This window comes from Corynebacterium sp. UMB9976, from assembly GCF_030212265.1.
Taxonomy (GTDB): Bacteria; Actinomycetota; Actinomycetes; order Mycobacteriales; family Mycobacteriaceae; genus Corynebacterium.
Genome location: NZ_JASODY010000011.1, coordinates 51,542 through 78,496 on the forward strand (window position 1 = coordinate 51,542; position 26,955 = coordinate 78,496).

Annotated in this window: 24 protein-coding genes; 7 read left to right on the top strand and 17 right to left on the bottom strand. The window is 64.0% G+C overall.

What is annotated here, in order from left to right; genetic code table 11:
• Positions 1-3: 3 nt before the first annotated feature.
• From QP140_RS06555 to clpS, 6 genes are all read right to left on the bottom strand, one after another.
• The gene (locus QP140_RS06555) at positions 4-810 is read right to left on the bottom strand and encodes an MBL fold metallo-hydrolase (protein ID WP_232620156.1); all 807 of its coding nucleotides are present in this window, start codon (positions 808-810) and stop codon (positions 4-6) included.
• A gap of 51 nt (positions 811-861) precedes the next feature.
• Positions 862-1,833 (bottom strand): glutamate racemase, encoded by a 972-nt coding sequence (murI, locus tag QP140_RS06560; protein WP_284758713.1) that lies wholly within the window; start codon positions 1,831-1,833, stop codon positions 862-864.
• Positions 1,834-1,943: 110 nt separating this feature from the next.
• Positions 1,944-2,528 carry a rhomboid family intramembrane serine protease gene (locus QP140_RS06565; RefSeq protein ID WP_012360715.1) on the bottom strand — a complete coding sequence of 195 codons (585 nt, stop codon included), beginning with the start codon at positions 2,526-2,528 and terminating at the stop codon, positions 1,944-1,946.
• A gap of 69 nt (positions 2,529-2,597) precedes the next feature.
• Complete coding sequence (locus QP140_RS06570; RefSeq protein WP_284758714.1) at positions 2,598-3,767, bottom strand: P1 family peptidase; 1,170 nt, start codon at positions 3,765-3,767, stop codon at positions 2,598-2,600.
• A gap of 1 nt (position 3,768) precedes the next feature.
• The gene (locus tag QP140_RS06575) at positions 3,769-4,443 is read right to left on the bottom strand and encodes a DUF2017 domain-containing protein (protein WP_284758715.1); all 675 of its coding nucleotides are present in this window, start codon (positions 4,441-4,443) and stop codon (positions 3,769-3,771) included.
• Positions 4,444-4,478: 35 nt separating this feature from the next.
• Positions 4,479-4,784 carry an ATP-dependent Clp protease adapter ClpS gene (clpS, locus tag QP140_RS06580; RefSeq protein ID WP_284758717.1) on the bottom strand — a complete coding sequence of 102 codons (306 nt, stop codon included), beginning with the start codon at positions 4,782-4,784 and terminating at the stop codon, positions 4,479-4,481.
• 202 nt (positions 4,785-4,986) lie between these two features.
• Between clpS and QP140_RS06585 the strand changes: the two genes are divergently transcribed.
• The 3 genes from QP140_RS06585 (at position 4,987) to QP140_RS06595 (ending at position 10,121) form a co-directional block, all read left to right on the top strand.
• On the top strand, positions 4,987-6,324 hold the full coding sequence (locus tag QP140_RS06585) for a nicotinate phosphoribosyltransferase (RefSeq protein WP_148813094.1): 1,338 nt from the start codon (positions 4,987-4,989) through the stop codon (positions 6,322-6,324).
• Between the two features lie 73 nt (positions 6,325-6,397).
• The gene (locus tag QP140_RS06590) at positions 6,398-8,401 is read left to right on the top strand and encodes an ATP-dependent DNA helicase (protein WP_284758718.1); all 2,004 of its coding nucleotides are present in this window, start codon (positions 6,398-6,400) and stop codon (positions 8,399-8,401) included.
• Between the two features lie 148 nt (positions 8,402-8,549).
• Entirely contained in the window at positions 8,550-10,121 is a 1,572-nt protein-coding gene (locus QP140_RS06595) for an AMP-binding protein (RefSeq protein ID WP_284758719.1), read from the top strand.
• Positions 10,122-10,212: 91 nt separating this feature from the next.
• Here the strand turns inward: QP140_RS06595 and QP140_RS06600 are convergent, their stop codons facing one another.
• The 4 genes from QP140_RS06600 to nrdF all read right to left on the bottom strand — a co-directional run bounded on the left by QP140_RS06600 (position 10,213) and on the right by nrdF (position 15,566).
• Positions 10,213-11,079 (bottom strand): aminoacyl-tRNA hydrolase, encoded by an 867-nt coding sequence (locus tag QP140_RS06600; RefSeq protein WP_284758721.1) that lies wholly within the window; start codon positions 11,077-11,079, stop codon positions 10,213-10,215.
• Positions 11,079-12,467, bottom strand: coding sequence for a phosphoserine phosphatase SerB (gene serB, locus QP140_RS06605; RefSeq protein WP_148792546.1), 1,389 nt, complete (start codon positions 12,465-12,467; stop codon positions 11,079-11,081). Before serB ends, QP140_RS06600 begins: the two co-directional genes overlap by 1 nt.
• A 98-nt stretch (positions 12,468-12,565) precedes the next feature.
• On the bottom strand, positions 12,566-14,263 hold the full coding sequence (gene ctaD, locus QP140_RS06610; protein WP_070759164.1) for an aa3-type cytochrome oxidase subunit I: 1,698 nt from the start codon (positions 14,261-14,263) through the stop codon (positions 12,566-12,568).
• 307 nt (positions 14,264-14,570) lie between these two features.
• Positions 14,571-15,566, bottom strand: a complete 996-nt coding sequence (nrdF, locus tag QP140_RS06615) for a class 1b ribonucleoside-diphosphate reductase subunit beta (RefSeq protein WP_284758722.1) — start codon at positions 15,564-15,566, stop codon at positions 14,571-14,573.
• A gap of 250 nt (positions 15,567-15,816) precedes the next feature.
• On the opposite strand from nrdF, the gene QP140_RS06620 reads away from it, so the two are divergent.
• Positions 15,817-16,308: a ferritin gene (locus tag QP140_RS06620; RefSeq protein ID WP_041628508.1), complete on the top strand. Its 492-nt coding sequence runs from the start codon at positions 15,817-15,819 to the stop codon at positions 16,306-16,308.
• A gap of 129 nt (positions 16,309-16,437) precedes the next feature.
• Here QP140_RS06620 and nrdE read toward each other — a convergent pair whose 3' ends face one another.
• The 5 genes from nrdE to ykgO all read right to left on the bottom strand — a co-directional run bounded on the left by nrdE (position 16,438) and on the right by ykgO (position 21,511).
• On the bottom strand, positions 16,438-18,597 hold the full coding sequence (gene nrdE / locus QP140_RS06625; RefSeq protein ID WP_070760668.1) for a class 1b ribonucleoside-diphosphate reductase subunit alpha: 2,160 nt from the start codon (positions 18,595-18,597) through the stop codon (positions 16,438-16,440).
• Between the two features lie 90 nt (positions 18,598-18,687).
• The gene (nrdI, locus tag QP140_RS06630) at positions 18,688-19,122 is read right to left on the bottom strand and encodes a class Ib ribonucleoside-diphosphate reductase assembly flavoprotein NrdI (protein WP_070759161.1); all 435 of its coding nucleotides are present in this window, start codon (positions 19,120-19,122) and stop codon (positions 18,688-18,690) included.
• A 7-nt stretch (positions 19,123-19,129) separates the two neighbouring features.
• Complete coding sequence (locus tag QP140_RS06635) at positions 19,130-20,464, bottom strand: MFS transporter (protein ID WP_148792548.1); 1,335 nt, start codon at positions 20,462-20,464, stop codon at positions 19,130-19,132.
• 326 nt (positions 20,465-20,790) lie between these two features.
• Complete coding sequence (gene nrdH, locus QP140_RS06640; RefSeq protein ID WP_070759159.1) at positions 20,791-21,021, bottom strand: glutaredoxin-like protein NrdH; 231 nt, start codon at positions 21,019-21,021, stop codon at positions 20,791-20,793.
• A 367-nt stretch (positions 21,022-21,388) separates the two neighbouring features.
• Positions 21,389-21,511: a type B 50S ribosomal protein L36 gene (ykgO, locus tag QP140_RS06645; protein WP_005288826.1), complete on the bottom strand. Its 123-nt coding sequence runs from the start codon at positions 21,509-21,511 to the stop codon at positions 21,389-21,391.
• Between the two features lie 181 nt (positions 21,512-21,692).
• Here ykgO and nadE point away from each other — a divergent pair, with 181 nt between their 5' ends.
• The gene (gene nadE, locus QP140_RS06650; protein ID WP_284758749.1) at positions 21,693-22,526 is read left to right on the top strand and encodes an ammonia-dependent NAD(+) synthetase; all 834 of its coding nucleotides are present in this window, start codon (positions 21,693-21,695) and stop codon (positions 22,524-22,526) included.
• Here the strand turns inward: nadE and QP140_RS06655 are convergent.
• Both QP140_RS06655 and QP140_RS06660 read right to left on the bottom strand, forming a co-directional pair.
• On the bottom strand, positions 22,523-22,912 hold the full coding sequence (locus QP140_RS06655) for a DCC1-like thiol-disulfide oxidoreductase family protein (RefSeq protein WP_070760656.1): 390 nt from the start codon (positions 22,910-22,912) through the stop codon (positions 22,523-22,525). The genes nadE and QP140_RS06655 overlap by 4 nt on opposite strands.
• Before the next feature lie 26 nt (positions 22,913-22,938).
• Positions 22,939-23,583 (bottom strand): vitamin K epoxide reductase family protein, encoded by a 645-nt coding sequence (locus QP140_RS06660; RefSeq protein WP_284758750.1) that lies wholly within the window; start codon positions 23,581-23,583, stop codon positions 22,939-22,941.
• A 240-nt stretch (positions 23,584-23,823) separates the two neighbouring features.
• On the opposite strand from QP140_RS06660, the gene QP140_RS06665 reads away from it, so the two are divergent.
• Complete coding sequence (locus tag QP140_RS06665) at positions 23,824-26,181, top strand: MMPL family transporter (protein ID WP_284758752.1); 2,358 nt, start codon at positions 23,824-23,826, stop codon at positions 26,179-26,181.
• Positions 26,182-26,184: 3 nt separating this feature from the next.
• Positions 26,185-26,772: a TetR/AcrR family transcriptional regulator gene (locus QP140_RS06670; RefSeq protein WP_284758753.1), complete on the top strand. Its 588-nt coding sequence runs from the start codon at positions 26,185-26,187 to the stop codon at positions 26,770-26,772.
• Positions 26,773-26,955: the final 183 nt, after the last annotated feature.

Sequence of the window (26,955 nt, forward strand, 5' to 3'; positions counted from 1 at the left end):
CGCTTAGTGCTGCTCGCTGATGCGCAGACCCGGCCGGGCAACCTCGATGGGGCCCGTGTAGTGGCGGGCGGCTGCTGCGACGGTGGCGGCCTTATCCCCCCATGGCGGAATGTGGGTCAAAACGAGCCGACCCACGCCCGCTGCCTGGGCGGCCTCGCCAGCCTCCGCGCCGGAGAGGTGCATGCCCTCCGGCATGGTCGCTCCCCCATCGCACCAGGTCGCCTCGCAGACGAGGACGTCCGCCCCCGCGGCGATGCGCGCCAGGGCCGGGGTTGGCGCGGTGTCCCCGCTGTAGACCACGGAGAAGCCGGAGGAGTCCTCGAAGCGGATAATGTAGGCCTCGGTGGGGTGAATGGCGTCCACCGCATAGATCCGCAGGTCACCGATTGTGTGATGCGGCCAGGTCTCGGCATCGAAATCGCTCTCCGGCCCGACAACGTGGTCAAGGACCTCGAAGGTGTCGGTGAGGTCGTCCGGCGCCTCCGGGGAGTCGGCGCTTGCTTGCCCGATGTGCTTGGCGGCAATACTCGGCCCGATCAGCTTGTGGCGGGTACTCGCCGGCGCAAAGGGGTGGTAGCGGCGCCACACCAGCAGGCTCGGGACGTCCGAGCAGTGGTCGGCGTGCATGTGGGAGAGGACGACGTGGCAGTCGGAGGGATCGATCCCCTCATAGCGCTGCATCTGCTTGAGCACCCCCGAGCCCAGGTCCACGACCACGCCCTCACCCGCTGCACTGCGCAGGAAATACCCCGAGGCCGCGGCCGAGGGGCCGGGCACGCTTCCGGAACAACCCAACACAAGCATCTCCATAAGTGGATATTGTTTCACGATGCCCGGCGTTTTTCGATATTTGGGCAAGCTTTAGATCAGGTTTCCTTCAGCGGGGCGGTTTCCGGGCTGTCCAGGACCAACTCCGGAGCGATTCCGTCGCGCCCCAAGGGTTAGCGCAGGGGTTAGCGCAGGGACTAGCGCAGCAGCTCCGGGGATCTGCGACACACTCGTGATCTTCGGCCCCAAGAAGCGCTGTGCGAGTTGCGCGAAGCGGTGCGGGTCCCCGGTGGATTCGAAGGACAAGGTGGCCTGGCGCTCCGGGTCGTTATCCGCCAGCTGTCCGCTTTCCGCCAGCGTGCGGTAGACCATCTTCGCGGTCTCCTCCGCGGAGTTCACCAGCGTGACGTCCTCCCCCATGACGAACTGGACCACCCCGGTGAGCAGCGGGTAGTGCGTGCACCCCAGCACCACGGTGTCCACCCCGGCCTCCTTCAGCGGCTCGAGGTACCCCTCCGCCAACGCGTGGATCTGGCGGCCCGAGGTGATCCCCCGCTCCACGAAGGGCACGAACTGCGGACATGCCTGGGCAACGGCGGTGACGTCCGGACTAGCAGCGAAGAGGTCCTGATAGGCCCCGGAGGTGACCGTCGCCTGCGTCCCGATCAGGCCGATGCGGTTGTTCCGGGTTGCGGATACGGCGCGACGAACCGCGGGGAGGATGACCTCGACGACCGGGATCGGGTAGCGCTCGCGGGCGTCGCGCATGAAGGCGGCGGAGGCGGTGTTGCAGGCGATGACGATCATCTTCACCCCGCGGGCAACCAGCTCGTCGGCGACCATGCGGGCGTACTCGCGGACCTGCGCGATCGTCTTATCCCCATAAGGCGAGTTCGCGGTGTCCCCGATGTAGATGATGGATTCATGCGGCAGAAGGTCCACGATCGTGCGCGCCACGGTGAGCCCGCCGACCCCGGAGTCGAAGATCCCGATGGGCGCGTTGTTGTGGGATTCCTGTTCCGGGGTACTGCCTGCCGCGCTGCCGCCGTCCGCCTGCTCCGCCATGTGCTTACTCGGTCCTTCCTTCGTCGTTCTCGCTGTTTTAGTTTAATGACGTCGCTCACGGCCCCCAAGCAACCGTGCGCCGGCCGCGTCCTGGGGTTGGTCGGCCGTGGCTACATGCCGAGGGAGGCACGGCCTGCGGTGCGCACTGCACGTGTGGCGGTGGGCATCTTCGGCATCAGCCAGGCGGCGAGGATGCCGGCCAGCGCCCCGCAGAGGTGGCCCTGCCAGCTAATAGCCTGGTCGGTGGGTAGAATCCCGGTCCACAGGGAGCCGTAGAGCAACAGCACCACGACCCCACCGGCCAGCTGGCTGAGCTTCTTGGTGAAGAGCCCCCGGGTGATGAGAAAAGCGACCCAACCGTAGATCATGCCGGAGGCGCCCACGTGAACGGTGCCCGCACCACCAATGAGCCAGGTCCCCACCCCGCTGGCGAGCAGGATGATCAGGGAGCTGCGCCAAAAGACGCGTCTGCCTGACCAGCAGATCATCGTGATCAGCACAACCGCAGTCATGGAGTTGGCGATGAGGTGATCCCAGCCCCCGTGCAGAAAAGGCGCGGCGAACACGCCCAGGAGGCCGTAAGGGTCGCCGGGCCGGATGCCGAAGGCGTTAAGCCCGTAGCCCAGCATCATGTTGATGACCTGGACAATCCAGGCCACTCCCACGAGCCGCAGGGCGAAAGCGAGGTTCTGCATGTTCAGGCTCCTGAACTTTAGCGGTGGGTACGATCCCGGCGCGGTGACGGGGTAACGCCGTGGGGCTCTTTAACAGCCCACGATACTGCGCCAGGAGGGATGCTCGTAGGCGGGCTCTGCCGCCAGCACGGCGTGCACGATGGCCCGTTCCACGCAGTTGGCGGCCGTGGCGGCGAGCACCGACATGCCGACGGCGTCCACGCTGCCACTCCGGGTGCCGGTGGCCAGCCCGAAGAGGGTATCCCCGTCCATGGGCATGTGGGCCGGGCGGATCGCGCGCGCCAGGCCGTCGTGGGCGGAGAGTGCCAGGCGCTTGGCCTGCGCCTTGGTGAGCGGGGCGTCCGTTGCGACCACGCCAATGGTGGTGTTCAGCTGTGGGCTGTCGCTACCGGGCTGCCCGTCGCCCGGTGCGGGGAACTTGGTGCCCGCGAGGTTCATTCCGCGCAAGTGCGCCGCGGCCTCGTCGGAGACCGGCGTGGTCGACGCCGCGCCGAACTCACCGGCCAGCTCCGAGTCGAAACCCCACAGCCGCCCGGAGGCGGGGTTAAAGACCGCGCCCTGCGGGTTGACGACGATACCCGCGGCCACCGTCGCCCCGCTGAGTGCCGCCAGCTCGCCCGGCAGCTCCGGGAGCACCGCGCTGGCCTGCCCGAATCCGCCCTTCAGGGCGCCGGCGGAGGCGCCCAACCCCGCACCGAGGTTGCCCGATGCGGTAGCGGGGGCGAGAGCTGCATCATTCTCGCCCTGCCCGCGTGGTGGTTCCCCGTCGCGGGCGATTGGTGCACTGCGCAACGCGGCCTCGGCGGCCGCCGCGCCGGTCTCCGGGCTGGGGCGGGACTCCCAGCGGCCCAGCAGCAGGTCGAAGATCACCGCACCCGGCACGATCGGCACGATCTTCTCGGGTGCGTCCTCCCCCAGCACGGGGAAGCCGATGCCCGCCGCCTCCAGGGCGGCCATCGCGCCGTCGGCGGCTGCGAGGCCATAGGCAGAGCCACCGCACAATGCGATGGCGTGAACCTGCTCGACCGTATTGTGTGGCTCCAACAGATCCGTCTCGCGGGTGCCGGGCCCGCCACCACGCACATCGACCGAGGCGACTGCCCCGGCGGGCGCGGCGATGATCGTGGCCCCGGAGTCTCCAGCCCCACCCTCACTGATCGCGTGCCCCACGCCGAGGCCACGGACGTCGATAAGCGAGTTGCTGGGCCCCGGCTGGGCGCCGAACAATTCGGCGGACATCCTAAAACTCGCCCGTCGGTCGGTTGCCCGGGCCGTGTTGCCCCTCCGGCCCTTCACCGCGACCCTCGTCCGGGTTCTGCGGATCGTCGCCGTCCGGGTTGTCCATCATCTCTGCGGGCGGCTCCCCCATCATCGCGCGCAGCAGGCTGTCCTGGTGGAATGCCAGCCACGAGGTCAACTCCTTGGCCGCGTCAACCCGATCCGGCCCCTCCAGTCCGTGCAGCGCGGGCTGGCAGAGCTCGTGATAGTAGTTCCGCACGTCGTTGATGGCTGAGAGCCACGGCTGGACTTCCTCCTGGCTCAGGGTGATGTTCACCGAGCCATCCGGGCCAATGTGTTCGGCAATGAGCGCGAGGTTCATCAACTTACTCTTGATGATGTCGGTCTCGTTGAGCTGCCGGGTCAGCGCGGCATCCCCCTCGACCTCCTCGGCACCGTCTGCGAAGAAGTCCGGCAGAATTCGTGCAAGCGCCGGGCTGCTCGGTGGCTCCGAATGACCGCTGGCCATGCCGGTCAGCTCCGCTAGCTCATCCTTTGGCGCGGTGCGCACCCGCTCCATCAGGGCGTCGGCGACGGTGGCGGCGCAATTACCCAAGGTCTCCCGTTCCAGGGGGTTGAGCTGGGTGACAAAGCGCGTGCCACGCAGCGTGCCGGTCTTCTTCTTCCACGGTTCCATCTGTGGGGAGTCCTCCTCGCCTCGCGGGATGCTTACTAGCCTGCCACCTGCTCCATCGTGGCCCACAGGCCCGCTGTGTGGAGCTTCTTGACATCTCCCTCGACCTTATCGCGCTCGCCGGACGAGACCACGGCCTTACCCTCGGTGTGGACCCGCATCATCAACTCGGTGGCCTTCTTGCGGGAGTAACCGAGCACGGTTTCGAAGACGTAGGTCACGTAGCTCATGAGGTTGACGGGATCGTCCCAGCAGATGCACTGCCACGGCAGATCGGCATCCGCGAGGGTCTCGGGTCGTTTCTCCGCAACTGGGGTTGCGCTTGGTGCAGCTGGGGAAGTCATGCCCCCAAGGATACCGTCGCCACGCCGGGGCGGCGAAGGCATCGTGACGGAATATTTCTTTGCCTGTCCGCACCGCTCGCTAGAGTGTGAGTATTCGCCGGGGCCACTCGACGGCTACGGCACCACCTGAAGAAGAAAACGCGTAGGGATCCACTTGTCTTCCACAGCCCAGAACCCACAACAGGACGCCGCCTACGGCTCGATCGGCCACCTCGACCCGTACCTCTCCGCACCGCGCTCCTCCGCTCTGCTCACCGATAAGTACGAGCTGACCATGCTGGAAGCCGCGCTACAGGACGGCACCGCCGAGAAGCAGTGCGCCTTCGAGGTCTTCACCCGCCGCCTGCCCAACGAACGCCGCTATGGGGTCGTCGCCGGCACCGAGCGCGTCCTCCGCGCGATCCGGGACTTCGTCTTCACAGAGGCCCAGCTGGAAAACCTGGACTTCCTGCAGCCCGAGACGCTGGAGTACCTGCGCAACTACCGCTTCCGCGGGCAGGTGGACGGTTACTTGGAGGGCGAGGTCTACTTTCCGCACTCCCCGATCCTCACCGTGCGAGGCACCTTCGCCGAGTGCGTCATCCTGGAGACGGTGATCCTCTCCATCCTCAACGCGGACTCCGCCGTGGCCTCCGCGGCCGCCCGCATGGTCACCGCCGCCAACGGTCGCCCCATCATCGAGATGGGCAGCCGTCGCACGCACGAGTACGCCGCGGTGTCCAGCGCCCGCGCCGCCTACCTCGCTGGCTTCGACGCCACCTCCAACCTCGAGGCAGCCTTCCGCTACAACATCCCGGCCTCCGGCACCGCCGCACATGCCTGGACGCTACTGCACACCCACCCGGACGGCACGACCGATGAGGAAGCCGCTTTCCGGGCGCAGATCGCCGCCCACGGCGTGGGGACCACCCTGCTGGTGGACACCTATGACATCGCCGAAGGCGTGGAAACCGCCATCCGCGTGGCCGGCCCTGAGCTCGGCGGGGTGCGCATCGACTCCGGCGACCTTGGTGTGCTCGCCCAGCAAGTCCGCGACCAGCTGGATTCCCTGGGCGCGCACAACACGAAGATCATCGTCTCCAGCGATATGGATGAATTCTCCATCGCCGCGCTGCGCAGCGAGCCGGTGGACGGCTTCGGCGTGGGAACTTCGGTGGTCACCGGCTCCGGCGCGCCGACCGCAGGGCTGGTCTACAAGCTCGTCGAGGTCGAGGGCGCCCCGGTGGCGAAGCGCTCCCGCGGCAAGAACTCGCAGGGCGGAGCGAAGGCTGCAATCCGAACCTGCCGGGACACCGGCACCGCCGTCGAGGAAATCACCTTCCCCTTCGGCGAGGCCCGCCCGGATACCGGCATCCTGGATGCCATCGAACTCTCCGTCCCGCTCATCCGCGACGGTGAGCCAGTGGATGGCCTGCCCACCCTCGAGGATTCCCGCCAACTGCTGGCCGACCGGCTGGTCTCCCTGCCGTGGGAGGGCCTGGCCCTATCCCGCGACGAGCCGGTGATCAGCGTCCGCCACGTGCCCCACACCCAGGGCTAACTGGGGCAGAAACCGGCCAGCTCCCCGACCGGTCACCAGTACCTTTCCCGTTACTCGTAGAAGAAGTGCTCCCGTGAGTTCCACCCAAGACCTCCTCGCCACAGCCGTCGCCAGCATTGGCGGTGCGCCGCGCCCCGGCCAGCAAAAAATGGCCGATGCCGTCACCGAGGCCATGGAACAATCCACGCACCTGGCTGTCCAGGCGGGCACGGGAACGGGTAAGTCCCTGGCCTACTTGGTCCCCGCGGCGCGGCACGCCACCCAGACGAACGTCCCCGTCATCGTCTCCACCGCAACCATCGCCCTGCAGCGACAGCTGGTGGAACGCGACCTCCCCCGCCTCGCCGACGCCCTGGAAGAGCACCTCCCCCGCCCATTGACCTCCGCGATCCTCAAAGGGCGCAATAACTACCTCTGCCTCAACAAGATCAACGGCATTGGCGACGAAGCAATCCCCGAGGCAGAAGAGGACGCACTGCTCGACCCCTCCCAGATCTCGAAGACGGGAGCCCAGGTGGCCCGCCTGCACGAGTGGGCCCAGGAGACCGAGGACGGCGACCGCGATAACCTCGACCGCGGCGTGTCCGACACCGCCTGGCGGCAGGTCTCCGTCAGCTCCCGGGAGTGCGTCGGCGCGAGCCGCTGCCCCTTCGGCGACCAGTGCTTCGCGGAACGGGCCCGGGCGGAAGCGGCGGAGGCGGACATCGTCGTCACCAACCACGCGCTCCTGGCCATCGACGCCCTCTCCGACGTACCGGTCCTGCCGGAGCACGACTGCGTGGTCATCGACGAGGCCCACGAGCTCGAGTCCCGCATCACCTCCACAGCCACCGCGGAGCTCTCCCCCACCAATATCGCGATCCTCGCCAAACGCACCGGCAAGATCGGCCCCGACGGCACCGGCGATGCGCTGACCGAGGCGCTCGACGAGTGGGTCACCGCTCTCGACGGCGCGATCGCCACCGACGGTGATCGGATCGTCGGCCGGTGGACCGGGGTCCCCAACGGTCTAGAGGTTCCCCTCGGCGTGCTCAAGGACGCGGCGTGGAAAACCAACCGACAGATCAACTCGGTACCCGCCGGCGAGTTCGCTAACGACCCGGCGAAGGCCGCCGAGCGCCAGGCCCTGCTCGTGGCCACCGAAGAGCTGAACGATACGTGCGTGCGCGTCCTCGAGGCCTCCACCGCGGATGCCGCCGCGGATCAGGAGGACCTGCTCGGGGAGGACGTCGTCTGGCTCTCTGCCGAAGGCAACCGTAAGGTCGTCCGCGTCGCACCGTTGTCCGTCGCCGACCTGTTGCGGCAGCGGCTCTTCGCCCAATCCACGGTGATTCTGACGTCCGCGACCCTCGCGCTGGGCGGGAAATTCACCGCCATGCTCGCCCAATGGGGTGCGGCGAAGGACACGAAGACCCTCGACGTGGGCACCCCCTTCGACGCCCGGACCCACGGCATCCTCTACGTCGCCCGCGACCTCGCCGCGCCTGGGCGCAGTGGCCCATCCAGTGGCTTCATCGATCACGCCGCCCAGCTCATCAACGCCGCCGGTGGCCGCACCCTCGGCCTGTTCTCCTCCCGCCGGGCGGCCGAGGAAATGGCGGATCAGCTACGCAGCGTGGTTCCCTACGAGATCCTCCTTCAGGGTGAGGATTCGATGTCCAGCCTCGTAGAGAAGTTCCGGAAGGACGAGTCCGCGTGCCTCTTCGGCACCCTGGGTCTGTGGCAGGGCGTGGACGTGCCCGGCTCCGCGCTGCAACTGGTGCTCATCGACCGCATCCCCTTCCCCCGCCCGGATGACCCGCTGAAGCAGGCCCGCAAGGAGGCCGCAGATAAAGCTGGCCGCAGTGGCTTCATGGAAGTCGCTGCGACCCACGCCGCGCTGCTGATGGCGCAGGGGGCGGGACGGCTGCTGCGCAGCGTGGACGACCGCGGCGTCGTCGCCGTGCTGGACTCCCGACTGGCCACCGCGCGCTACGGCTCCTTCATCCGCGCCAGCATGCCACGGTTCTGGGAGACCTCGGATCTGGATGTGGCGCGCGGGGCGCTGCGCAGGCTGAATGCGCAGCCCGGGAAATAGCGCGCCGTGGGCTCGATGAAATCGGCCTAAAGCCCGTGGTGTGACGTTTATCATGGTGCCAACTGCGGTTCCCGCTTTAGGTGGGCCCGCAAAAATATTTGCCTCGTACAGTGCGCGATCATCCGATGGCGCTTAGGAAGGACCAGCCATGCCAGTTCAGAGCACGTGGGAGACCATCCAGATCCCCGACGTTGGAATCTACGAATTCACCTTCGGCCAGCTGGATCCGGCAGACGAGGACAAGGTTGCGATCATCGACATCGCCGATGGCACGGAAACCACCTATCAGCAGCTGCGCAGCTACATCAACTGCGTTGCCGGTGGGCTTTCCCACCTCGGTATCCGCAGCAGCGATGTGGTCGCACTGCACTGCCCCAACTCCCTGGCTTTCGTCGTCTACGCCCACGCCGTCTGGCGCCTGGGCGCGACCCTCACCCCGGTCTCCCTCCTGGCGGACGAGGCCGCCATCACCCGGCAGCTGCAAGACTCCGGCGCGCGCATGCTCATCACGCTGGCCGCGATGGGCGATCACGCCGCCCAGGCAGCTCAAGCCGCCGGACTCAGCGAGGAACAGGTCCACCACCTCGACCGCAATTCGGGAATGCAGCAGATGCTGGCCGAGCGGCGCCACGCGCCGGAGGACATCAGTTTTGACCCTGCGACCCACCTCGCCGTCCTGCCGTACTCCTCCGGAACCACCCAGGATCCGAAGGGGGTTCGCCTCAGCCACCGCAACCTGGTCGCCAACGTCTGCCAGGCTGCGGATCAGGACCTCGTGACCCGGGAGGACGTCGTCTTCGGGGTGCTGCCCTTCTTCCACATCTACGGGCTCACCGCGCTGCTGAACCTCGCGCTCAAGCAGCGCGCCACGCTGGTGACCCAGCCGCGTTTCGAGCTGGGCAGCTTCCTCGCCTCTCACGAGCGTTTCGGCGTGACCTTCACATTCATCGCCCCACCCATCGCGGTGCTGCTGGCGAAGCACCCCCAGGTCGAGGAATTCGATCTGAGCAGCCTGCGGGCCGTGCTCTCGGGCGCTGCGGCGTTGGACACCAGCCTCGCGGAGGCCGTCCAGGAGCGCCTCGGGGTGGACGTCTACCAGGGCTTCGGGATGACCGAGTCCTCCCCGGTCACCCACCTGAACCTGGACATGAGCGTGCCCCGCGGCTCCATCGGGCTGCCAGTGGCAAACACTGAGCACAAGCTCGTCGCCGTCGAATCGGGAGAGGAGATTCCGCGGCCGAACAACGGGCACTCGGAGGTCGGCGAGCTGTGGGTGCGTGGCCCCCAGGTGATGCTCGGCTACCTGAACCGCGACCGGGAGACGACAGAAACCCTCGTGGACGGTGGCTGGCTGCGCACCGGCGACCTCGCGGTCCAGGACCCCGAGGGCAATGTTTATGTCGTGGACCGCCTCAAAGAGGTCATCAAGTACAAGGGCTACCAGGTCGCTCCCGCTGAGCTGGAGGCCCTACTGCTCACGCACCCGGAGGTCGCGGACTCCGCGGTGATCGGGGTCGCGGGTGAGGATGGCTTGGAGATCCCCAAGGGCTTCATCGTGCTGCAGCAGAACGCCACGGCCACGGCTGAGGACATCATGGCCTACGTGGCCGAGCAGGTGCCGAGCTATAAGAAGGTGCGGGCCATCGAGTTCATCGATGCGATCCCGAAGTCCTCGACCGGCAAGATCCTGCGTCGCGTGCTTCGGGCCAGCGAGGACTAGCGAGAGGCGGCATCGCTCGGGTCACGTCCCGAGCGCTCCCCGCAGCCCTCGCAGTCTCGGAATGCGATCTCCCACCCCCGGGAGGCTCGCGCTAACGCGGAGGCTGCTGGCCGCCATAGGAGGCAGCAATAACAGTCGCGCTCCCCGCGGCGATCTCCGTGTGGCCTGCATCGCGAACCTCCACCACCGGCCACTGCCCGCCCACCGCGGTGATCCACCGCGAGCTCGCAGCGGCGGCGTCTGCGGCGTGACGTTCCGCGAGTGCCGCGCGCTTGGCGGCGAACTCCTCGGCCGGGATTTCCCGCACGTGCACAGGGCAGCCCAGCTCGAACCACGCAACCGCCTGCTTCGGGCTGAGGAAGGCAGCATAAAGCATCGACCCGTGGCCGACCTGGGCTGCGGCCTTGCCGACCGTCATGCCCAGCCCGGCGTCCACGAAAATGACTGGGTGCAATGGATCCGGTTCGGGTGTGGGCAGCGGGCCAGGTTCGGGTGGCAAGTCGGAACCCTGAATCTGCAACTTGTTGATCCTCGGATCCACGCCATCAACGCGCCCGGGTAGGAACGCCTTGGCCATCGCACCGTGCACATTCACCTCGTGCCCAGGCAGCCCAAGAACCGCGTCCCACTTGCTGGCGCGGGCGCGGCGGGCGAGTTTCCGAATCTTCGCGCCGTACCAGCTTTTTAATGCCTGGACCCACTCGCTGTCTTCCTCACCTGCTCGAGGGTCGAGGCAGACACGGGCGCAGGCGGAGGCAGCCGCAGCCAGGAGATCGTGGCGCAGTGGCGCATCCACCTTCGGCAGGTGCAGGACCATGGGCATAGCCTGCACGCTGCTCGGGTCTTGTGGGTCTTCGGTACCAGGGTGCCCAGCAAGGTGGACGAGCATCGCATGCGCCCGCCGGACCAGCTCCCGCTCGTCTGCTTCCAACTCCCCTGGCTCGTTGTACTCGCGCACTAGTCCTGCAGTGGCGGGCGGCGGTAGGTGCCGTCAGCCATGTCCTCGTGCTCGATCTCGGAGCGGGAGATGCCGAGCAGGAAGAGTACTTGGTCAAGGAATGGGTAATTCACGGATGCGTCAGCCACCTCGCGAAGGGCCGGCTTCGCGTTGAAGGCGATGCCCAGACCCGCGGTGGAGAGCATGTCGATATCGTTCGCACCGTCGCCCACTGCCACGGTCTGGTTGAGCTTGATGCCATTCGACCAGGCGAACTCCTTGAGGGACTCGGCCTTCGCGCGGCGGTCGATGACCGGGCCGATCACGCGACCCGTGAGCTTGCCTTCGCGGATTTCCAAGGTGTTGGCTCGGGCGAAGTCGAGGCCCAGCTCGCGGGCCAGCGGCTCGATGATCTGAATGAAGCCGCCAGAGACCACGCCAGTCTTGTATCCCAGGCGCTTGAGGGTACGAATCGTGGTGCGCGCACCCGGGGTGAGCTTAATGTCGTTGGCGACCTTCTCCACGACAGACGCATCGAGCCCAGCCAGGGCCTTGACGCGCTCGTGGAGGGATTCCGCGAAGTCCAGTTCACCACGCATGGCTCGCTCGGTAACAGCGGCGACCTCGTCCTCGCGGCCGGCGTAGGCCGCCAGCATCTCAATGACCTCCTGCTGGATGAGGGTGGAGTCCACGTCGAAGCAGATCAGGCGCTTGCTGCGGCGAGCCAGGCCGGCGCGCTCGACTGCGATGTCGAGGTGCAGCTCGGCGGTGAGCTCGGAGACTGCCTTGCGCAGCTCCACGCCGCCACCCGGGCGGGGATTAGCGACGGTGAAGTGAATCTCCAGCCCGGTGACCGGGTAATCGGCGATCCCGCGAATCGTATCGATATTCGCGTCCTCGGCGGCCAGTGTTTGTCCGATGCGCTGGACGTCCTCGGCGGTGATTCGGCGCCCGAGCACGACCATGACGTGGGAGGGCATCGGCTTGGTCGCCATGGCCTCCGTGTCCGTCTGGATCTGCACGCTCATGCCGAGGGCCTCCAGGTCGGCGGGCAGCTCGTTGTTCAGGGTGGCCAACGTATCAGCGTCGACGCCGACGAGGGCAGCGAGGGCGAGATTGCCGCGGAAGACGGATTGCTCGACGTCGATGAGCTGGACGTCGTGGGCAGCGAGGCTGCGGAAGAAGCGGGCGGTAACGCCGGGCTTGTCGTCACCCGTGACGGTGATGACGGCCGGTTCGCAGCCGTTATTCAGGATGGATTCCAGCTCTTCGGGGAAAGCGAGCCTCGTGGGCTGGAGATTATCGACTGGGGTGGAGTTATTTGCGCTAGTCACACCCACGATTGAACCACAGTGGCTGCGGCAAGGAGGATCCGCTACCCCCGTTTTTCGGCAAAAGAAAAACCACACCCTGCGTAGTAAGGGTGTGGTTTGCGCTCACAGCACCTCAGTGCTGGAGTATGCGCCGGGGCCAGCTGGCTGCTGGCCCCGGCACCGTGGCCGACTTCTTAGAAGTGGCGGCCGACGTGAGCCTCGTCGCGCATGCGCTTGACCATGTGCGGGTAGTGCAGCTCGAACGCTGGGCGCTCGGAGCGGATCCGCGGCATGGAGGTGAAGTTGTGGCGCGGCGGCGGGCAAGAGGTTGCCCACTCGAGGGAGTTGCCGTAGCCCCATGGGTCATCGACGGTGACGACCTCGCCGTAACGGTAGGACTTGAAGACGTTCCACAGGAACGGCAGCACGGAGACGGCCAGGATCAGGGCACCGATGGTGGAGACCTGGTTGTAGCCGGTGAAGCCGTCGGTCGGCAGGTAGTCCGCGTAACGACGCGGCATACCGGAGTTACCAGCCCAGTGCTGAATCAGGAACGTGGTGTGGAAGCCGATCATGGTCAGCCAGAAGTGCAGCTTGCCCAGACGCTCGTCCAGCATGCGGCCCGTCATCTTCGGGAACCAGAAGTACAGGCCAGCGAAGGATGCGAAGGCAACCGTGCCGAACAGGGTGTAGTGGAAGTGCGCAACCACGAAGTAGGTATCAGACAGGTGGAAGTCCATTGCCGGGCCAGCCAGCATGATGCCGGTCAGACCACCGAAGAGGAAGGTGGCGAAGAAGCCCAGTGCGAACATCATCGGGGTTTCGAAGGTCAGGCGACCGCCCCACATGGTGCCGAGCCAGTTGAAGAACTTCATACCGGTCGGGACTGCAATCAGGAACGTCATGAAGGCGAAGAACGGAAGCAGAACCGCGCCGGTGACGAACATGTGGTGTGCCCACACAGCCATGGACAGAGCAGCGATGGACAGGGTTGCGAAGACCAGGCCCACGTAGCCGAACATCGGCTTGCGGGAGAAGACCGGGAAGATCTCGGAGACGATGCCGAAGAACGGCAGAGCCAGGACGTAGACCTCAGGGTGGCCGAAGAACCAGAACAGGTGCTGCCACATGATGGCGCCACCGTTGCCCGGATCGTAGATGTGGCCGCCCAGCTTGCGGTCGTAGAGAACACCCAGTGCGGCAGCAGCCAGCAGCGGGAAGATCAGCAGGACCAGCAGGGAGGTAACGAAGATGTTCCAGGTGAAGATCGGCATGCGGAACATGGTCATACCCGGAGCGCGCAGCACCAGGATGGTCGTGATCATGTTCACACCGGAAAGAATGGTACCGACACCACCAACGCCGACACCCACGATCCACAGGTCAGAACCCAGGCCCGGGGAGTGAATAGCGTCTGCCAGTGGCTGGTACATGGTCCAGCCGAAGTCAGCCGCGCCGCCCGGGGTGAGGAAGCCGGTCAGCATCAGGACACCACCGGCGGTGGTGAGCCAGAAGCCGAAGGCGTTCAGACGCGGGAAGGCCACGTCCGGTGCACCAATCTGGAGCGGAACGATGTAGTTAGCGAAGCCGAACACCATCGGGGAGCCATACAGCAGCAGCATGATGGTGCCGTGCATGGTGAACAGCTGGTTGAACTGCTCCGGGGACAGGAACTGCATGCCCGGATTGAACAGCTCGAGACGGATAAGCAGGGCCATGAGGCCACCAACCAGGAAGAAGGTGAAGGCCATCATGAGGTACATGATGCCCAGCAGCTTGTGGTCGGTGGTCGTCAGCGCATGCCAGGCAAAGCTGCCTCGGCGCCCATGGCCAGACGGTTGTGGGCGTTCGGGAGCAACTTGCTGTGGTTCCCGTGGCGCGACCGCGGTCATTGATTCCTCCTGACTACGCAGTGTCGAGGGTTTTTCCCTGACACTCCAAAGAATTTTGGCCTTCTCAGAACCCTCCCCTGAGTGCGAGAGCATTAGCTTCCTTGCAGCCCAGAAAGGGTCCCTACACGAAGGGTTGGTGCTATGTTATCCCCTTTTCCCGAATATAAGAAGCCGGGTGGCGGGAAACCTCCAGTTCTTTCACAGTTTTGGGGGTAGTTCCAAGGTTTCTCCACGCTTGAAAACACCAAACGGCCGTTTCGCTGCACCTAGCGAGCCGGCCGTTCGTGTTATGGGCTGGAGCGCGGAGCTAGAAGTCCCAGTCGTCGTCGGTGGTGCTCTCCGCCTTGCCGATGACATAGGAGGACCCAGAGCCACTGAAGAAGTCGTGATTCTCGTCGCCACCCGGGTTCAGCGCAGCGAGGATGGCAGCGGAAACGCGGGTCTCCTCTACCGGGAACAGCCCGTCATAGCCAAGGTTGTTCATCGCCTTGTTGGCGTTGTAGCGCAGGAAGCGCTTCACATCTTCGGTCCAGCCGATCTCGTCGTAGATGGACTCGGTGTACTCGACCTCATTGTCGTAGAGGTCCAGCAGCTGCTCGACGACGAAGCCCTTCAGCTCCTCCTGGCGCTCCGGGCTCTCGTTCTCGAGAGCTCGCTGGTACTTGTAGCCGATGTAGTAACCGTGGACGGACTCATCGCGGATGATGAGGCGGATGATGTCCGCGGTATTCGTCAGCTTGCCCATGGAGGACCAGCGCATCGGCAGGTAAAACCCGGAGTAGAAAAGGAAGGACTCCAGCAGCACGGAGGCAATCTTGCGCTTCAGCGGGTCGTCGCCCTTGTAGTACTGAAGGATGATCTCACCCTTGCGCTGGAGGTTTTCGTTCTCCTCGGACCAGCGGAATGCGTCGTTGATTTCACGAGTGCTCGCCAGGGTCATGAAGATCTGGGAGTAGGACTTCGCGTGCACGGACTCCATGAAGGCGATATTGGTGAGCACCGCCTCCTCGTGCATGGTGGTCGCTTCCGGGATCAGGGAGACCGCGCCGACCGTGCCCTGGATGGTGTCGAGCATCGTCAACCCGGTGAACACGCGCATCGTCGAGTTCTTCTCCGCATCGTTGAGCGTGGCCCAGCTCTGGATGTCGTTCGAGACGGGTACCTTTTCTGGCAGCCAGAAGTTGGCCGTCAGCCGATCCCATACCTCGAGGTCACGGTCGTCCGGAACCTCGTTCCAGTTAACGGAACCGATGATATTCCCCGCCTTGTGCTGCGCAGGGGACTGAGATGGCCTAGCAGGCATAAACGCGCATTCTCCTCATCTGAACTCGGCAGAGTTCCCAACTTTCCAACCGCTGACCTGCGCGTATAGTGCGCGGTGAGCGAAATGAATACATGCCTACTCTACCCGTCAATGCTCTTCACCGCACGGCGTGGTGGCGGGTACCACTGGTTCGCAATCCAGCATTGCGTGCCAGCCCCAGCGCCTGCTCCACCACCCTGGTCGCTCCCCCCCCTATTCACGCGCCCCACCGTCCAGTAAGATTGCTGCTATGAGTATCAATCAGAAGCTTGAAGAAGCGCTCAATAATCAAGTCATCGCCGAGCACCAGGCTGCACTGGTCTACACCCAGCTGGCGTACGAACTGGACCGCCTCTCTCTGACCGGCATGAGCGCGTGGATGTTCGCGCAGGCCGACGAGGAGCGGGAGCACGCCCAGCGCTTCGCCGATCACCTCATCGACCGCGATTCCCGCGTCAATCTGAAGACTATCGAGCTCCCGGAGATCAAGATCGAGAGCGCCCTGGAGGCTTTCGAGCTCTCCCTGGCCCACGAGAAGAAGGTCTCCGCGATGATCCGCGACCTCGTTCGGGTCGCCGAGGAGGTCAAGGACATCGATTCCCGACCGCTGCTGGATTCCTTCCTGAGCGAGCAGGTCGAGGAGGAGGCCACCGTTGGCGAGATCATCGACCGCCTGAAGATGGTCGGCGCCGACGGCAGCGGCCTGCTGCGGCTCGACGCCCAGCTCGGCGGCCGCGAGTAAAACACGCCTCGCCCCTCCCCTCGCCACGGTTGCGTGGCATCAGCAGGGCGCTGACCTAACAGCACCAAGCCAAAGGGTGGTGTCGGATCATTCCGACACCACCCTTCAACTATTCAGCGCGAGCGCTCCTTAGAGCATGCAGGACACGCAGCCCTCGACCTCGGTACCGCTCAGCGCAGTCTGGCGCAGGCGGACGTAGTAGATCGTCTTGATCCCCTTGCGCCAAGCGTAGATCTGGGCACGGTTGATGTCGCGGGTCGTGGCGGTGTCCTTGAAGAACAGCGTCAGCGACAGGCCCTGGTCCACATACTTGGTCGCCACCGCGTAGGTGTCGATGATCTTCTCGTAGCCGACCTCGTAGGCGTCCTCGAAGTAGTCCAGGTTCTCGTTATTCATGTGCGGCGCTGCGTAGTAGACGCGGCCGATCTTGCCCTCCTTGCGGATCTCGATCTTCGAGGCGATCGGGTGGATCGAGGAGGTGGAGTTGTTGATGTACGAGATCGAGCCGGTCGGCGGAACCGCCTGCAGGTTGCGGTTGTAGATGCCGTGCTTCGCCACGGAGGCCTTGAGCTCCGCCCAGTCCTCGGCGGTCGGCACCTCGATGCTGGACGCGGCAAAGATCTCCTTGACCTTCTCCGTCTTCGGGGCAAACTCAGCCGGGTCGTAACGGTCGAAGAAGGCACCGGATGCGTACTCGGAGTTCTCGAAGTCGTGGAATGCCGTGCCGCGCTCGATCGCGATCTTGTTGGAGGCCTTCAGGCACTCGTACATCACGGCAGCGAAGTAGGCGTTGGTGAAGTCCAGCGCCTCCTCAGAGCCGTAGTGGATGTGCTCGCGGCCCAGGTAGCCGTGCAGGTTCATCTGCCCCAGCCCGATGGCGTGCGAGTGATCGTTGCCCTGGCGGATGGACGGCACGGAGTCGATGTCCGTCTGATCCGAGACAGCGGTGAGCGCCCGGATTGCGGTCTCGATGGTCTTCGAGAAGTCCGCGGAGTCCATCGCCATGGCAATGTTCATGGAGCCCAGGTTGCAGGAGATGTCATCGCCGATGGTCTCGTAGGTGAGGTCCTCGTTGAAGACGGACGGCGTGGAGACCTGCAGGATCTCGGAGCACAGGTTCGAGTGGGTAATGCGGCCGGCAATCGGGTTGGCACGGTTCACGGTGTCCTCGTACATGATGTACGGGTAGCCGGACTCGAACTGGATCTCCGCGAGGGTCTGGAAGAAGTCACGGGCGTTGATCTTCTTCTTGCGGATGCGTGGGTCCTCAACCATCTCGTCGTAGTGCTCGGTGACGGAGATGTCGGCGAAAGGCTTGCCGTAGACGCGCTCGACGTCGTACGGGGAGAACAGGTACATGTCCGCGTTCTTGCGGGCCAGTTCGAAGGTGACGTCCGGGATCACCACGCCGAGGGAGAGCGTCTTAATGCGGATCTTCTCGTCCGCGTTCTCGCGCTTGGTGTCCAGGAAATTCAGGATGTCCGGGTGGTGGGCGTTGAGGTACACCGCGCCGGCCCCCTGGCGGGCACCCAGCTGGTTGGCGTAGGAGAAGGCGTCCTCCAGCAGCTTCATGACCGGGATGATGCCGGAAGACTGGTTCTCGATGTGCTTAATCGGCGCGCCTGCTTCACGGATGTTGCTCAGCAGCAGTGCCACGCCACCGCCGCGCTTGGAGAGCTGCAGGGCGGAGTTGATGGAGCGGCCGATGGACTCCATGTTGTCCTCGATGCGCAGGAGGAAGCAGCTCACCGGCTCACCACGCTGTGCCTTACCGATGTTGAGGAAGGTTGGGGTCGCCGGCTGGAAACGGCCGTCGATAATCTCGTCCACCAGGGACTTCGCCATCTCCTCGTCGCCATCCGCGAGGCCGAGGGCCACCATGCAGACGCGGTCCTCGAAGCGTTCGAGGTAGCGCTTACCGTCGAAGGTCTTCAGGGTGTAGGAGGTGTAGTACTTGTACGCCCCGAGGAAGGACTGGAAGCGGAACTTCTTGGCGTAAGCCTGCTTGAACAGCGCCTTGATGAAGGGGAAATCGTACTTGTCGAGGATTTCCTTGTCGTAGTACTTGTTCTCAACCAGGTACTCGAGCTTTTCCGCCAGGTTGTGGAAGAAAACGGTGTTCTGGTTTACGTGCTGCAGGAAGAACTGGTTCGCGGCCTGGTGGTCCGCGTCGAACTGAATCTGCCCGTTTTCGTCGTACAGGTTCAGCATTGCGTTGAGCGCGTGGTAGTCCAGCTTCTCGGACTCCTTGACTGGCTCTGCGACAGTCTTGCCAAAGTTCTCGGCCATCATTGTCCTCTCTTGATGTTCTTCTTTATTACGACGCCAGTAGCTGGCGGTAGTGCGTTGTTTTTAGTTTTAATGTGGCGTTCGGGGCCGTTATTCCCAGGTGCCTTCGGCTATCATGGCCTGCTTGAATTCTGCGAGGCCCTCCTTGACCCGTTCCACGTCATGCTCCGTGCCCATCATTTCGAAGCGATAGAGGTAGGACACTTGACACTTGGCTGAGATGACGTCCCCGGCGAGGCAGAAATCTGGACCAAAATTGATATTGCCAGCGGCGATGACCCCTCGCAGATAATCCCGGTTTTGCTTCTCGTTGAGGAAGTGGATGACCTGTTTGGGGACGGGTCGGGAGTTCTCCCCCACCATACCCACCCCACCGCCGTAGGTGGGCACGATGAGTACGTGGGGTTCATCGACCACCAACGGTTCCTCGTAGCGGTAGATCGGGATGCGTTTATTCGGCAGCCCGAGCTTTTGCACGAAGCGGTGCGTGTTGTTGGTCGTTGACGAGAAGTACGTGATGAGCATGTGAACTCTAAGATCCTTCTTTCTGAATGCCTTGAGCCGCATCTCCGTGATGCTCGGCCTCGATGTTTTCGAGGGCGGCTGCTGGCGTCCACGTCAGGAAACGTGGCACGACCAGGAGCATCACGATGGTCCCGATGATGACTAAGCCACCGCCTGCTGCGGTGACGGTGCCGGCCGGGTAGTGGGAGCCCGCCCAGCCGTGGAGGCCGTCCGCGATGCGGGGGCCGCCGACGACGACCACGAAGAACACGCTCTGCACTCGGCCGCGTACCTCATCGGTCGCGGCTTCCTGCAGCATCGTGGAGCGCAGCACCGCGGAGAACATGTCCGCAGCACCACCCGCCGCGAAGGCCAGCAGGGCCACCGCCGCCCACAATCCCACTGTGCCATTCGCTGCAGACACGGCCAGGCCCATGACGAGGATCGCCACGCCCCAGAGCCCAACGAAGCAGGTCACGCCCAGTCCGCGGCGTTCGATTTTCGTCACCACGCCGGAGAACAGTCCACCGAGGACTGCGCCCACGGGCAGGGCCGCGAACAGCAGCGCGTACATGATCCCGCCACTGGCCTGTTCCCCGAAGTCTTCGGCGGACATCTGCGGGATAAGTGCCCGCGGTGAGCCGAAAACCATCGCGATGAGGTCGATGGCGAAAGTCATGAGGATGATCGGCTGTGTGAGCAGGAACCGGAAGCCGTCGATCACGGAGGCGATCCCCGCCTTCGCGGGCTGTCCGTCATCGGTAGTCCGCGGCGGCAACGCGGGCAGTCGGTGCACGGCGTAGAGCGTGGCGAACAGCGCCATAAAATCCAGGAAGTACAACCAGCTGAACCCGAGGATCGGAATCAACATGCCGCCCAGCACCGGACCGACGATCGCTCCGGTCTGCTGGACTGTCATGTTAAGGCTGGTCGCCGCGGCGATCTGTTGCCTGCCCACGAGGGTGGCAATGATGGCAACCCTGGTGGGCTGGTTGACGGCAAAGAAGCCCTGCTGCACCGCGAATAGGGCAAGCAAGGGCCACACGGAGGCGCCACCGGTCGCCGCGAAGACCCAGAATCCTGCCGCCGAAAGAATCATGCCGGTGGTGGTGATGTGGAGCAGGGTTCGGCGGTCCATGCTGTCTGCGAGGGAACCGCCGTAGAGTCCGAAGACCACCAGCGGGACGAAGCCGCAGAGGCTGGCGAGTCCGACGTAGGCGGAACTGCCGGTCAGCGCGTAGATGTGGGCAGGAACAGCGATGATGTTGAGCTGTGCGCCGATAACGGTGACGATGTTTGCCTGCCATAGGCGGCGAAATTCGGGAACCTTCAAGGGCGTGGTGTCTACGAGCAGTTGACGCACGACGACCGTGACCTTTCTTGGTTTCCAGTGGCTTCCCCGCGTGGGTGCAGTGCTGACGCAGGGGCGCAGTGGACCCTTCCCACCTGGGCTGTTGCATTGGGCCCGCTCCCGCGTGAGGCGAAATCAGGCATAAGTAAAGACAGCGCAAAGTTTCTAACGCTGGCGGTTGAGGTGCCGCTCCTAGCGTGGGAGGCGGCGCGGGCATCCAGCCCGCAGAATTGTGTCCCGGCCTCGCACTTCAGGCTGGGCGCGGGGCTGGAAAGTTTGAGTGAGCTGCAGCAGGATGTCCGGTGACGACGCCTCAGGCTGCTGCGACACTCGGCGACTTAGGCAGCCGCGGTGCTCAGCGCCTTGATGCGGTCTGGGCGGAAGCCGGACCAGTGGTCCTCGCCGGAGACGACGACCGGAGCCTGGAGGTGGCCGAGTGCCAGGACGTACTCGCGGGCCTCATCGTCGAGGCTGATATCGACCATCTCGTATTCCAGCCCAGCCTTGTCGAGAGCCCTCTGGGTTGCGGTGCACTGGACGCAAGCTGGCTTGGTGTAAACGGTGATCATATCCGCGCAAATCTCCTGTATCGCGCCGCCCCTGTGGGCGGAGTCTGTGGCGTGTTGACTGCCTTGAGATTACACACCTGTCACCACTCGCACAACCCGTATTGCCACAATATTTTGGGCCACATAGGTGCGCAAGACACTAGATATTGTGGTTGTCGGAGTTAAAAGCGCAGGTGGTGATTTGAGCTCGCCACTACATGTTGAGCCCCGGAATACAAGATTGTAATTCCACACTCAGTATCCCCCTCTACTCCCCCGATGCACCGCCAACCGATCCCACACAAGGCAACGCAAAAAGCCGGCCACATCCCACATGGAATGCAACCGGCTTCGCGCCGCGCTCGCGGTGGAAACTATCCCCTAAGGATTAGCCCTGACGAGCCTTGAAACGCGGGTCCTTCTTGTTGATGACGTAGACCTTGCCGTGACGACGCACAACCTGAGCGCCCGGCTTGTTCTTCAGCGACCGAAGGGACTTACGGACCTTCATCGGGCGCTCCTTTCTTTATAGACTTCTCAAAAGCTCGACACTTTCGCATCACTGCGAGCGCTGCGTGAAGCAGCACGTTCACACGTTCTTCACGCGCGGCAACGTGCCAAGCTGAAACACAACGACTGATTGTAGCGCCTGAACAGCCAGAAGCAAAAACGATTGACTAGCATGGACGCCCATGAACACCACCGCGCTGCAACGCCACATCATCGCCGAGCTCCACGCCAAGCCACATATCGACCCCGAGGCCGAGGTTACCGCACGTGTGAACTTCCTCGTGGATTATGCGCTCAGCACCGGAGCCAAGGGCTTCACTCTGGGCATTTCCGGCGGGCAAGACTCCACCCTCGCCGGCCGGCTGTGCCAGCTCGCCGTCGAGGAACTCCGCCGCCGTGGCGCTTCAGCCGAGTTCTACGCGGTACGTCTGCCTTACGGCACCCAAGCCGATGAGGAGGACGCCCAGATCGCCCTGCGCTTCATCCAGCCGTCACAGTCCGTCACCATCAATATTCAGGACGCCACCCTGGCCATCGCAAGCGCTGTCTCGGAAAGCCTCGCGGGCGAGCCGGTGAGCGACTTCAACAAGGGCAACGTCAAGGCCCGCCAGCGCATGATCGCCCAGTACACCCTGGCCAGCGAGACCGGCACTCTGGTGGTCGGCTCCGATCACGCCGCCGAGGCGATTACAGGCTTCTACACCAAGTTCGGCGATAGCGCCGCCGACCTGATGCCACTGGTGGGGCTCAACAAGCGCCAGGGCGCTGAGCTCCTGCACTACCTGGGCGCGCCGGCGTCGACATGGGAAAAGGTCCCCACCGCCGACCTGGAGGAAGACCGCCCCATGCTCTCCGACGAGGAAGCACTGGGAGTGACCTATGCGCACATCGATGACTACCTGGAGGGCAAGACCGTTCCGGAAGCGGCGGCGGAGCGCATCGAGCACCTCTGGCGGGTCAGCCGCCACAAGCGCGCCACTCCCCCAGGGCCGGCGGACACCTGGTGGCGCGACTAGCCGCGGGGCACGGCACAGCCGCCGGACTCGCAGGCGCCCAGCCCCATGACCCTGCCGATGCGGGCCCGGTTGTGTGAGAACAGCCGGTAGCCCAGCGCGTAGATCGGCGAGAGCGCACAGATCAGCAGCATCCGACCCGCCAGGCGCACACCAAAGTTCCGCCCGTGGCGCCACAATGCCTCGCCGATAGCGCGGTGGCCCAGGGCCAGCGCGCCGTCGTCGCCCAGGTACACCGCGTGCTCGGCGATGTTGGCTCGCACGTCGGCGGGCTGGGACGGGTCATCGGCGGAACCCGCCACGCAGCTCAGCCCCGGGGAGAGCCGAGTGAGAGTCTGGGCGAGGCGCTCGCAGACGGCGCAATGGGCGTCGTAAAAGAAAAAGGCCATGGTGCCTAGAGCCTAGGCAAGAGCGGCTAGAAGAAGAAGTGGCTGCCGATAATGACCACGAATCCCAGGTACCAGGCGATGAGCACGATCACCGGCTGGGCGACCCCGTGTCCCGTCGCTCGTTCCCGGTTGTGCGCCCGGCCGCGAGTGAAACGGACGAGGGTCATCAGGAACAGCGGCAGGGTGACGATCCAGACGGCCATGCAGTAGATGCACAGGGCGCCGATCTCGAAGACGGCTTGATAGGCGAGCCAGTGCACGAAGACCACGGCGAAAATCAGGCCCAGCAGCTCGCCTGCCCACATCCACTCGGGGAAGCGCACGCCCGCGGCCAGGGAGACGCCGAAGAAGGTCACCAGGGCGAAGCCAACTAGACCGATATAGGGGTTGGCGAAGCCGAAGGCGGAGGCCTGCGGAGAGGCCATGACGTCCGTGCACGACACGATCGCGTTGACCGTGCAGGCGGGGATGTAGCCCGGGTTGGACAGCAGCGTGATCTTGTCCTGCATGATCAGCCCCGAGAAGAACAACCCCACCGCGCCGAGCACCGCCATGAGGATGCCGAATGCTGGACTCGCCCCAATGGTTCGGGTTTTAGCAGTTACAGACTCAACACCAGCTTCAGCAGGCTCGACTGACGATCGCTTCGCCTCTGCGGAGGCAGTTGACATGGGGTCACCTTAAAGTTGAAAACGGGTACCCGGCGGAATAGCTCACCGGGTCATCCTGCGTGATTATATCGCGTCTGCACCCCTCGACGAGGCCACTCAACCCCGCTTTCCGCGACTTCAAACGTCACTCCTCGTGACTTGTCATGATATTCACATAAACATATTTCTTGGCATGTTTTCATACATGTTTAGCCGAGCTCCGCATTGCTCAAAGATTTGCGTTTGCATAGTCTCTGCAACATGTCTGAGTTCTTATATAGGGTAGGTAAAACGTCCTACCGCAAAGCATGGCCGTTCTTGGTCGCCTGGATTGTGATTCTGGGCGCACTAGGTTTCGGCGCCGCCACATATGCGAAAGACCCAAGCCCCACCTTCTCCATGCCGGACATGGACTCCACCGTCACCCAGGAGGAGATGAACGAGCACTTCGACACCGACGAAGATGCCATGAGTGTGCCCTCAGGCTCCGTCGTCATCCAAGCGCCGGAGGGCAAGAAACTGACCGACCGCGCCGTCATGGCAGACGTCGACGAGATGCTGGATGAGCTCAAGGCCACCGGCGAGCTGGCCGACCAGGAGTCCATCGTCAACCCTGTTCTCGCCGCCAAGGGCATGGAACAGCAGATGACGAAGGCTAAGGCCGCGCAGGGCATGCCGGAGGAGCAGATCAAATCCGACCTTGAGGCTCTCTCCCCGCTGAGTTCCGACGAAACCACCGGCACCGTCAGCATCACCTTCGACTACGACACCGTCCTTGAGGTCCCTTCGGACGCGCGCGATGCAGTAACCGACGTCCTTGCTAAGCACGACGACACGGACCTCACCGTGAAGTACAACGGCAACGTCTTCTCCGGGGCAAACGAAATGGACGGCACCGCCGAGCTGATCGGTATCGCTGTTGCTGCGGTTGTCCTGCTGGTGACCTTCGGCTCCCTCGTAGCGGCTGGGTTGCCGATCGTCGCCGCACTGGTCGGTGTAGGCGTGGGAATCCTCGGCATCCAGCTGGCCACGCTGGTCACCGACTCGATTTCGGACATGACCCCGATGCTGGCCTCCATGATCGGCCTGGCAGTGGGCATCGACTACTCGCTCTTCATCGTCGCCCGGTTCCGCAACGAGCTGATCTCCTCCTCGGGGCTCAACGATCTCTCGCCGAAGGAGCTGGCGGAAGAACTGCGCACGATGAGCGTGGACAAGCGCGCCCACGCCATGGGCATGGCGCTGGGCACCGCGGGTGGCTCGGTTGTTTTCGCTGGCGCCACCGTGCTGATCGCACTGGCCGCTCTGTCAATCATCGGCATCCCGTTCCTGACGGCCATGGCCTTCGCGGCGGCAGCCACCGTGCTGGTCGCTGTGCTGGTCGCGCTGACCTTCCTGCCCGCACTCCTTGGCCTGCTCGGTACGCGCGCGTTCGCGATCCGCATTCCTGGCCCCAAGGTTCCTGACCCAGAAGACGAAAAGCCCACGATGGGTCTCAAGTGGGCTCGCCAGATCCGAAAGCGCCCATGGACGACCCTGGTGGCAGGAGTGGTTCTGCTGGGCATCTTGGCGATCCCCGCCACGGGGCTGCGCCTGGCAATGCCAACCGATGGCACGGCAAAGCTGGGCTCCCCCCAGCGCGATGCCTACGAGATGACTGCAGAGAAGTTTGGGGATGGCCGCAACGCCCCCATGATCGCGTTCGTGGATACCGCCAACGTCGATGCGAAGGACCGTCCCGCCGCTTACCAGGAGCTGCTGCAGGACTTCTCCACTACGCAGGGCGTCGTCAACGCCCAGATCATCGACACGACGGAGAACCAGGACGCCGCCCAGGTGCTCATCACTCCAGAGACCGGCGCGACCGATGAGGCAACCACCGAGACCCTCGAGCACCTCCGCGAATTCAAGGGCTCCTTCGAGGAAGAAACTGGCGGAACCTTCGGCATCACCGGCATCACCCCGATCTTCGATGACATTTCTGAAAAGCTCGCGGACGTGCTCGTGCCCTATATCGCCATTGTTCTGGGCCTGGCATTCATCGTTCTGACCCTGGTATTCCGTTCACTCTGGGTGCCATTTATCGCGGCAATCGGCTTCGGCCTGTCCATGGCCGCCACCTTCGGTGTGACGGTGGCGATCTTCCAAGAGGGCATGTTCGGCCTGATCGACGACCCGCAGCCGTTGCTGTCCTTCCTGCCGATCATGCTGATCGGCCTGACCTTCGGCCTGGCCATGGACTACCAGGTCTTCCTTGTCACCCGCATGCGTGAAGGTTATGTCTCGCGCGGCAAGGAGGCCGGCAACGCCGTGGCCAATGGATACAAGCATGGTGCGCGTGTGGTGACCGCTGCTGCGCTGATCATGATTTCTGTGTTCGCGGCATTCATGCTGATCGATGAACCCTTCATTAAGGCCATGGGCTTCGCCCTTGCGGCAGGCGTTCTGCTGGACGCCTTTGTGGTTCGCATGACGCTCATCCCGGCAACCATGTACCTACTGGGTGATCGCGCGTGGTCGATCCCAGGCTGGCTAGACAAGATCCTGCCGAACCTGGACATCGAGGGTGAGAAACTCCATCAAAAACATTCCCAGGCGCAGGTGAAGGCTACGGTATAAGCCATGGATTACCGGGAAGTAAAAAAGGCCGCGACGCGGCGGTCAATCTCCGAGGCGACGGTTCAACTGATGCTGGAGCACCCGGACAGGATGCCGACCGTCGCCCAGATTTCGGATCGAGCTGATATCTCGGTTCGCACCTTCCACAATTACTTCGCAGATACCGATGAGGCGATTTTCGAGTTCCTCCGCCAGACCTTCGACAAAATCAGTGACCAGATCAATGCGCTTCCTGAACAGTGGACAGCGGCCCAAGCGATGGAAGCGATCGTCTCTGACGCGTTGAATGACGACTGCGTGGAGCTCTACTCCGCGTCCACACTGGTTTTGTTGGGAAGCCACGCGAGCTCTCGTTCGCGCCGCCCACCCAGCGAAGAAACCGTCACGGAGATTTCTTCCTCCATGATGAAGGCCCTCAAGAACAGAATTCCTGGAGCAACGCATTTTGATGCACAGATACTGATTGGCGCCTACACCGTCGCCAGCGCGACCGCAGTCAGGGAATACCTGGAGCGGCCAGAGCCTCGCTCCCCTGAGGAGGGACGCGACCTGGTTCACCAAGCGTTCCAGGTACTCCGCGACTACCAATAGCGCCTCATCTTTCTTGGGGCGTGCCGTCGCATGATCGCGCTGGCCGCCAAGCTCACCGGCGTGCCCGCCCCCAGCGGGTAGTGCACGCCAGCGGGCCAGAGACCCCGGGTTAAGTAGCAAAAAGTGTGTCTGCTCGGCGTGTCGCCGGGTGGGCCCTTTTTATCTCATGGGCCCTTTCCGGAT